The following is a 7,180-nucleotide window of genomic DNA, read 5'->3' as shown; positions in this document are numbered from 1 at the left end:
CTGCATGCTCGATAACTACAACGATAGCGACGAGCATGCGCGCGAGCTGATCGCCCTGGTGAATCACCCGGAATACGGCATTAACTGCAAGTTCAATCTGATTCCTTTCAACCCCTTCCCGGAATCGGGCCTGCTGCGCTCCAAGAACCCGCGCATCAAGGCTTTCGCTGAGATTCTGATGAACGCGGGCATCGTGACCACCATCCGCAAGACGCGCGGCGACGATATCGACGCGGCCTGCGGCCAGCTGGCAGGCGAGGTGAAAGACCGTACCCGCGTGCAGGAGCGTATGGGCAAGATGACCGAGTATCAGCAGAAGTACGGCGCCGATTTCGGCAAGATTGTGGAGATCCGTTCCTGATGACCGACTTCGCCCAGCGCCGCAGCCTGCGCCTGGCCGCCGTTGCGCTGGCCGTTGTTTTGGCTGGCTGCGCGGGGACCGGCACTAACCCCAGCGGCAAGGAAGAACTGAAGACCGCGTCCGATACGACGTCGGCCCAGAAGCGCGCCGACATCCGCATGCAGCTGGCGGTCGGCTACTTCGAGCAGGGGCAACTGCCGACTGCGCTGGACGAGATCAAGAAGGCGATTGCCGCCGACCCGACGTATGCCGATGCTTACGGCATGCGCGCCGTGATCTACATGCGCATGGGCGAAAAGGAACTGGCGAACGATAACTTCCTGCATGCGCTGAAGCTGGCGCCAGATCATCCGGAACTGAACAACAACTACGGTTCCTATCTGTGCCAGAACGGCAAAGTGCGGGAATCGTTCAAGTATTTCGATGCGGCGCTGGGCAATCGCATGTACCAGTCGCCGGCGAGTGCGCTGAACAATGCGGGCGATTGCGCCCTGAAGATCAAGGACTACGGTCTGGCGGAAAAATACCTGCTGCAGGCGTTGCAGCTGACGCCGGACCTGCCGATTACGAACGCCAACCTGGCCAAGGTGTATTACCAGCGCCGCGATTACACGCGCGCGAATTTCTTTATCACTCGGCTGGGCAAAGTGGCGAAGACGGATAGCCTGTCAGCCGATATATTGTGGCTGGCGATTAAGGTGCAGCACAAAATGGGTGACCAGGGTGCGGAGCAAGGCTGGGTGACCCAGCTGCGTCGTCACCATGCGGATTCGCCCGAGTACGCTGCGTATCAACGTGGGGCGTTTGATGAGTGAGACAGGGGTACCAATGGAAGAATGGCAGGAAGAGCCGAAACATCAGCGTCATGCTTCTACGCCCGGAGCAGAGCTGAAGGCCGCGCGTGAAGCGATGGGCCTGTCGGTGGAACAGATTTCGGACCAGYTGAAGCTGGCGCAGCGTCAGGTCATCGCGATTGAAAACGCGGACTACGATGCTTTGCCAAATATGGCTGTCACGCGCGGTTTCATCCGCGCCTACGCCAAAGCCGTGCGCCTCGATCCGGCGCCGCTGGTGGCGATGGTTGAAGTGGAGGGCGCAGCCGGCCACGCGACGGCGACCGTGCGTCCAACCAAGGTCACTGCCTCGTTCAGCGAATCGCGTTTTCCGACGCTGACTGAACGCCAGTCCAAGCCGGTTGGCGCCATTGTGGCCGGCATTGGCGTGGTGGCCCTGATCGCCGTTGCCGGCGCTTGGAAGGCTGGCTATATTTCGCCGGCGACCTTCGGCGCGAAGAATCCGGCTGTTGTGACGGAGACGCCGGCACCCGAGACCACGACGGCCGCTCCGGTAGCCGCGCAGCCTGCCGATCAGGCGCCGCTGCAGTCGCCGTCCGTGCCGCTGATTTCCGTACCGCCGCCAGCAGGCAGCGCGTCCAATGCACCGGCCGTGGTGCCTGGCGCTGGCGTGAATCCAGCTCCGGCGGCACCGGCAACCGCGCCTGGCGCAACGACTGCTGCACCGGCTGGCGTGACCGCGCCGGCACCGGCCAGCGCGCAGCCAGCGCAGGCAACTCCGGCCGCAACCGCGGYGGGAGCTGCTGCGCCGGCGGGCAAGCCTGCAGCACCTGCACCTGCACCTGCATCGGCTGCGGCGCAGCCTGTCGCGCAAGCGCCGGTGGCGGCAATGCCTGCCCCGGCTGCGGCCGTACCGGCAGCCGCGCCTGCCGCAGGTGGCGGCAAGCTGGTGCTGAAAGTGAATGAAGATTCGTGGATCGAGATTCGCCGTCCGGGCTCGAACTCGCTGATCGCGCGCCTGGTGAAGGCGGGCGACACGCAGAGCTTTGACGTGCGTGCGAAGGACCTGATCATCGTCGGCAAGCCGTCCGGCGTGCAGGCGACCCTGCAAGGTGCGCCGCTGGACCTGCCGCAAGTACCGGGTGGCACCATCTCTCGCGTCAACATCAAGTAAAGAGTGAAGCACATGACCGATTCGAACAACCCCATCCCTTCGGGACCTCTGGCACGCCGCGCCAGCCGCCGCGTGCTGGTGCAGTACGGTGAGCGCAAGATCTGGGTAGGCGGCGACGCGCCGGTCGTCGTGCAATCGATGACGAATACCGACACCGCCGATGCCGTGGYGACCGCGATCCAGATCAAGGAACTGGCGCGCGCCGGCTCCGAGCTGGTGCGCCTGACGGTGGACCGTCCGGAAGCCGCAGCTGCCGTGCCGTATATCCGCGACCAGCTGGACAAGATGGGCGTCGACGTGCCGCTGGTGGGCGACTTCCACTACAACGGCCACACCTTGCTGACCGATTATCCTGACTGCGCCGCTGCGCTGTCGAAGTACCGCATCAACCCGGGCAATGTGGGCAAGGGCGCCAAGCGCGATACGCAATTCGCACAGATGATCGAAGTGGCGGCGAAACACGACAAGCCGGTGCGCATCGGCGTCAACTGGGGCTCGCTGGATCAGGCCCTGCTGGCGCGCATCATGGACGAAAACGCGGCCCGCGAAAATCCGTGGAGTGCGCAAGCCGTGATGTACGAGGCGCTGATCACCTCCGCCATCGAGAATGCGCAGCGCGCCGAAGAACTGGGCCTGGCCCGCGACAAAATCATCCTGTCCTGCAAAGTCTCCGGCGTGCAGGACCTGATCGCCGTTTACCGCGAACTGGGCAAGCGCTGCGACTATCCGCTGCACCTGGGCCTGACTGAAGCGGGCATGGGCAGCAAGGGCATCGTGGCGTCGACCGCCGCGCTGTCGGTGTTGCTGCAGGAAGGCATCGGCGACACCATCCGCATTTCGCTGACCCCGGAACCGGGCGGCGACCGCACCAAGGAAGTGGTGGTAGGCCAGGAAATCCTGCAGACCATGGGCCTGCGCAAATTCACCCCGATGGTGATTGCCTGCCCGGGCTGTGGCCGTACCACGTCCACCGTGTTCCAGGAACTGGCGGACGATATCCAGAGCTACCTGCGCGAACAGATGCCTGAATGGAAAAAACTCTACCCCGGCGTGGAGGCGATGAACGTGGCCGTGATGGGCTGCATCGTCAACGGACCGGGCGAGTCGAAGCACGCCAATATCGGCATCAGCCTGCCCGGCACTGGCGAATCGCCGGCCGCGCCGGTGTTTGTCGACGGCCAGAAAGTGGCGACCCTGCGCGGTGAAGGCATCGTGCAGGAGTTCCAGACCATCGTGCTCGATTACGTGAAAAAGAACTACAGCAAAGCAGCTTAATAAAATGTCCAAAGCCGAAAAGATTACCGGCGTAAAGGGGATGAACGATCTCCTGCCGTCCGAAGCCCACTTGTGGGAACTGTTTGAAAACACCGCGCAGTCGGTGCTGCAAAGCTATGGCTTCCAGCAGATCCGCACGCCGATCGTGGAAGAAACGCGCCTGTTCACGCGCGCCATCGGCGCCGTGACCGACATCGTGGAAAAGGAGATGTACTCCTTCGAAGACTCCATGAACGGCGACAAGCTGACCCTGCGTCCTGAAGGCACGGCCGGTGTAGTGCGCGCGGTGATCGAGCACAATCTGGTGTACGAAGGCCCGAAGCGCGTGTGGTACAAGGGACCGATGTTCCGCCACGAGCGTCCGCAGCGCGGCCGCTACCGCCAGTTCCACCAGTTCGGCGCGGAAGCCGTGGGCTTCACCGGTCCGGACGTGGACGCCGAAATGATCATGATGTGCCGCCGCCTGTGGGATGATCTGGGCCTGCAGAACGTGCGCCTGGAACTGAACTCCATCGGCGACGCCGAAGAGCGCGCGCGCCACCGCGTGGACCTGATCGCCTACCTGCAGCAGCACGAAGAGCTGCTGGACGCGGAAGCCAAGCGCCGCCTGAACACCAACCCGCTGCGTATCCTGGACACCAAGAACCCGGCCATGCAGGCCATGGTGAACGGCGCGCCGAAGCTGCTGGACTATCTGGGTGAGGAATCGCTGGCCCACTTCAATGGCGTGAAGAAGATCCTGGACATGAACGCCATCCAGTACACCGTCAACCCGCGTCTGGTGCGCGGCCTGGATTACTACAACCGCACCGTGTTCGAATGGGTGACCGACGAACTGGGTGCGCAGGGTACCGTGTGCGCCGGCGGCCGTTATGACCCTCTGATCGAAATGTCGGGCGGTAAGCCAACGCCTGCGGTCGGTTTCGCGATGGGCATCGAGCGCCTGATCGAATTGATGAAAGGCCTGGGCGACACCGCCCAGCCACGCCAGTGCGACGTGTACATGGTGCACCAGGGCGATGAAGCGCAGATGCAGAGCTTTGTGCTGGCCGAGCGCCTGCGCGATGCGGGCCTGGATGTGATCCTGCACTGCGCTGCGGCCAGCGGCGCGGGCAGCTTCAAGTCGCAGATGAAGAAGGCGGACGGCAGCGGTGCTTCCTACGCGGTCATCATCGGCGAAGACGAAATCGCCAACAAGGCAGCCAATGTGAAAGCGCTGCGCGGCGAAGAAAGCGAACAGCAGCAAGCCACCGTGCCGTTTGAAGGCGTGGTGGATTACATCGTGGATCAGATCGCAGGCTGTGGAGACGAATGCGACGATCCGACCCATCACCACCACTCCCACTACCATTAATCGATAAAGCGATAAAGACAGAACCATGGCATACGATCTCGAAGAACAAGAACAGCTTGCTACTCTCAAGGCGTGGTGGGCGAAATACGGCAATGCGAGCACCTGGGTGATCATCGCGGGCCTGGCGGCTTATTCGGGTTGGACCGGCTGGAACTACTACCAGCGCAACCAGGCAGCGCAAGCATCCGTGCTGTTTGAAGACCTGCAAGGCAATATCGGCAAGGACAACGCCAAGGTGCTGCGTACCGCCGGCGACATCGAATCGAAATTCGGCAGCACCGCTTACGCGCAAATGTCCGCGCTGTCGGCTGCCAAGTCGTCCTTCGATGCGAAGGATCTGAAGTCCGCCAAGGCCCAGCTGCAATGGGTGATCGATCATGGCAACGACGAATACAAAGCCATCGCGCAAATCCGCCTGGCCGGCGTGCTGCTGGACGAGAAAGCGTACGACGAAGCGCTGAAGCTGGTGTCCGGCGAAGCGCTGCCGCAGTTCAAGGCTGCCGCTGCTGACCGCAAGGGCGATATCCTCGCCGCACAGAACAAGCTGGAGGAAGCGCGCGCTGCTTACAAGACCGCGCTGGAATCGAGCGACAAGAAGAGCCCGGGCCGTCAGCTGATCCAGCTGAAGCTCGAATCGATCGGCGGCACCGTACCGGAAGAGAAGGCCTAATCGCATGCGCGTTACTGGAAAAGTTATTGCACTGAGCGTGATGGCGCTGGCCATCTCCGGCTGCAGCACCATGAGCAAGCTGAATCCGTTCAAGAAGGAAGACAAGAACGCTCCCGCCAAGCTGGTCGAGCTGAAGTCGCCGATTCCTGCCAAGATCGTGTGGAAGCACTCGATGAACAAGGCGGGCGCCAACGTGTTCAACCCGGCCCTGGTCAACGGCAGCGTGTTCGTGGCCGATGCGGACGGCAATGTGGACCGCCTGGATGCCAACAGCGGCAAACAGCAGTGGCATGTCAAGGCCGGCACCGACCTGACGGCAGGCGTAGGCAGCGATGGCACCGTGGTCGTTGTGGGCGGCGTCAAGGGCAAGGTCCTGGTGTTCGATGCCAATAGCGGCAAGGAGCTGTGGACCACCCAGGCTTCCAGCGAGATCCTGTCGACGCCGGTGATTGGCGGCGGCAATGTGATCGTGCGCAGCGTGGACAACAAGATCACCGCCTACGATGAGAAGACGGGCGAAAAGCGCTGGTTCATTCAGCGTCCGACCCCGGCTCTGACCCTGCGCAATGCGCCGGGCATGGTCATCGCAGGCACCAATGTGGTGGCGGCGCAGCCGGCCGGCCGCATGCTGGGCCTGGCCCTGAGCAATGGCGTGCCGCGCTTTGAAGTGCCGGTCGCGGAGCCGAAGGGCGCCACGGAACTGGAGCGCGTGTCCGACATCGGCGGCACTCCGGTGGTGTTCGACCAGGACATCTGCACCGTGACCTTCCAGGGCAAGGTAGGCTGCTTCGACGTGAACACGGGCGTGGCCCGCTGGACCAAGGATGCCTCGTCTGACGTGGGCGTGTCGGTGGATCAGCGCTTCGTCTTCGTGGCGGACGACAAGGGCAGCGTGATTGCCTACGCCCGCGACGGCGGCGCCAGCGCCTGGAAAGTGGACACCCTGGCCAACCGCCAGCTGTCCACCCCGCTGTCCTTCGGCCGCCTGGTGGCCGTGGGCGACTATGATGGATATGTGCACTTCCTGTCGCGGGAAGATGGCACGTTGTTAGGTCGAGTCTCGCTCGACAGCAGCGCGATTAAGTCCGTGCCGCTGTTGTCCGGCTCGAATATGATCGTTCAAACCCAAGCAGGAACAGTGGCCGCCATCGCGGCCGAGTAATAAGAAGAAAATGAAGCCGGTAATCGCACTCGTAGGTCGCCCGAACGTCGGGAAGTCGACCTTATTCAATCGTCTGACCCGCTCGCGCGACGCGCTGGTGGCGGACTTGCCTGGTCTGACGCGTGACCGTCACTATGGCGAGGGCCGCGTCGGCGACCGCCCGTTCCTGGTCATCGATACCGGCGGCTTTGAGCCGGTTGCGAAGGAAGGCATCATGTTCCAGATGGCCCTGCAGACCAAGCAGGCCGTCGCGGAAGCGGACGTGGTGGTGTTCCTGGTGGATGGCCGCCAGGGCATGACTCCGCACGACAAAACCATTACCGACTTCCTGCGCAAGTCGGGCCGTCCGGTGCTGCTGGTGGTGAACAAGGCGGAAGGCATGCGCTATAC

At 62.8% G+C, this 7,180-nt stretch carries 7 protein-coding genes and 1 pseudogene; all 8 read left to right on the top strand.

What is annotated here, in order from left to right; translation table 11 throughout:
- Positions 1-361 (top strand): annotated as a pseudogene (locus AB4Z11_RS17455) (23S rRNA (adenine(2503)-C(2))-methyltransferase RlmN); the annotation flags it as partial.
- Positions 361-1,176 carry a type IV pilus biogenesis/stability protein PilW gene (pilW, locus tag AB4Z11_RS17450; RefSeq protein WP_442026507.1) on the top strand — a complete coding sequence of 272 codons (816 nt, stop codon included), beginning with the start codon at positions 361-363 and terminating at the stop codon, positions 1,174-1,176. The pseudogene AB4Z11_RS17455 and the gene pilW, both read left to right, overlap by 1 nt.
- Positions 1,177-1,189: 13 nt before the next feature.
- Positions 1,190-2,329 (top strand): helix-turn-helix domain-containing protein, encoded by a 1,140-nt coding sequence (locus AB4Z11_RS17445; RefSeq protein WP_442026506.1) that lies wholly within the window; start codon positions 1,190-1,192, stop codon positions 2,327-2,329.
- A gap of 12 nt (positions 2,330-2,341) precedes the next feature.
- Positions 2,342-3,604, top strand: coding sequence for a flavodoxin-dependent (E)-4-hydroxy-3-methylbut-2-enyl-diphosphate synthase (gene ispG / locus AB4Z11_RS17440; protein WP_442026505.1), 1,263 nt, complete (start codon positions 2,342-2,344; stop codon positions 3,602-3,604).
- A gap of 4 nt (positions 3,605-3,608) precedes the next feature.
- The gene (gene hisS, locus AB4Z11_RS17435) at positions 3,609-4,958 is read left to right on the top strand and encodes a histidine--tRNA ligase (protein ID WP_442026504.1); all 1,350 of its coding nucleotides are present in this window, start codon (positions 3,609-3,611) and stop codon (positions 4,956-4,958) included.
- Between the two features lie 25 nt (positions 4,959-4,983).
- Positions 4,984-5,628 carry a YfgM family protein gene (locus tag AB4Z11_RS17430; protein ID WP_442026503.1) on the top strand — a complete coding sequence of 215 codons (645 nt, stop codon included), beginning with the start codon at positions 4,984-4,986 and terminating at the stop codon, positions 5,626-5,628.
- 4 nt (positions 5,629-5,632) lie between these two features.
- Positions 5,633-6,790, top strand: coding sequence for an outer membrane protein assembly factor BamB (bamB, locus tag AB4Z11_RS17425; RefSeq protein ID WP_442026502.1), 1,158 nt, complete (start codon positions 5,633-5,635; stop codon positions 6,788-6,790).
- A gap of 10 nt (positions 6,791-6,800) precedes the next feature.
- Positions 6,801-7,180, top strand: a 380-nt coding sequence (locus tag AB4Z11_RS17420; RefSeq protein ID WP_442026501.1) for a GTPase, incomplete at its 3' end; no start/stop codon positions are given.

The organism is Pseudoduganella sp. RAF53_2 (assembly GCF_052113985.1).
GTDB lineage: Bacteria > Pseudomonadota > Gammaproteobacteria > Burkholderiales > Burkholderiaceae_D > Rugamonas.
The sequence above is the reverse complement of the archived record's forward strand: the minus strand, read 5'-3'. Positions and strand labels throughout refer to the sequence as shown.

Bases quoted from the DNA above. Each gene is read 5' to 3' on its own strand.
- pilW (WP_442026507.1), top strand. From the start codon at position 361: ATGACCGACTTCGCCCAGCGCCGCAGCCTGCGCCTGGCCGCCGTTGCG.
- bamB (WP_442026502.1), top strand. From the start codon at position 5,633: ATGCGCGTTACTGGAAAAGTTATTGCACTGAGCGTGATGGCGCTGGCC.
- hisS (WP_442026504.1), top strand. From the start codon at position 3,609: ATGTCCAAAGCCGAAAAGATTACCGGCGTAAAGGGGATGAACGATCTC.
- AB4Z11_RS17430 (WP_442026503.1), top strand. From the start codon at position 4,984: ATGGCATACGATCTCGAAGAACAAGAACAGCTTGCTACTCTCAAGGCG.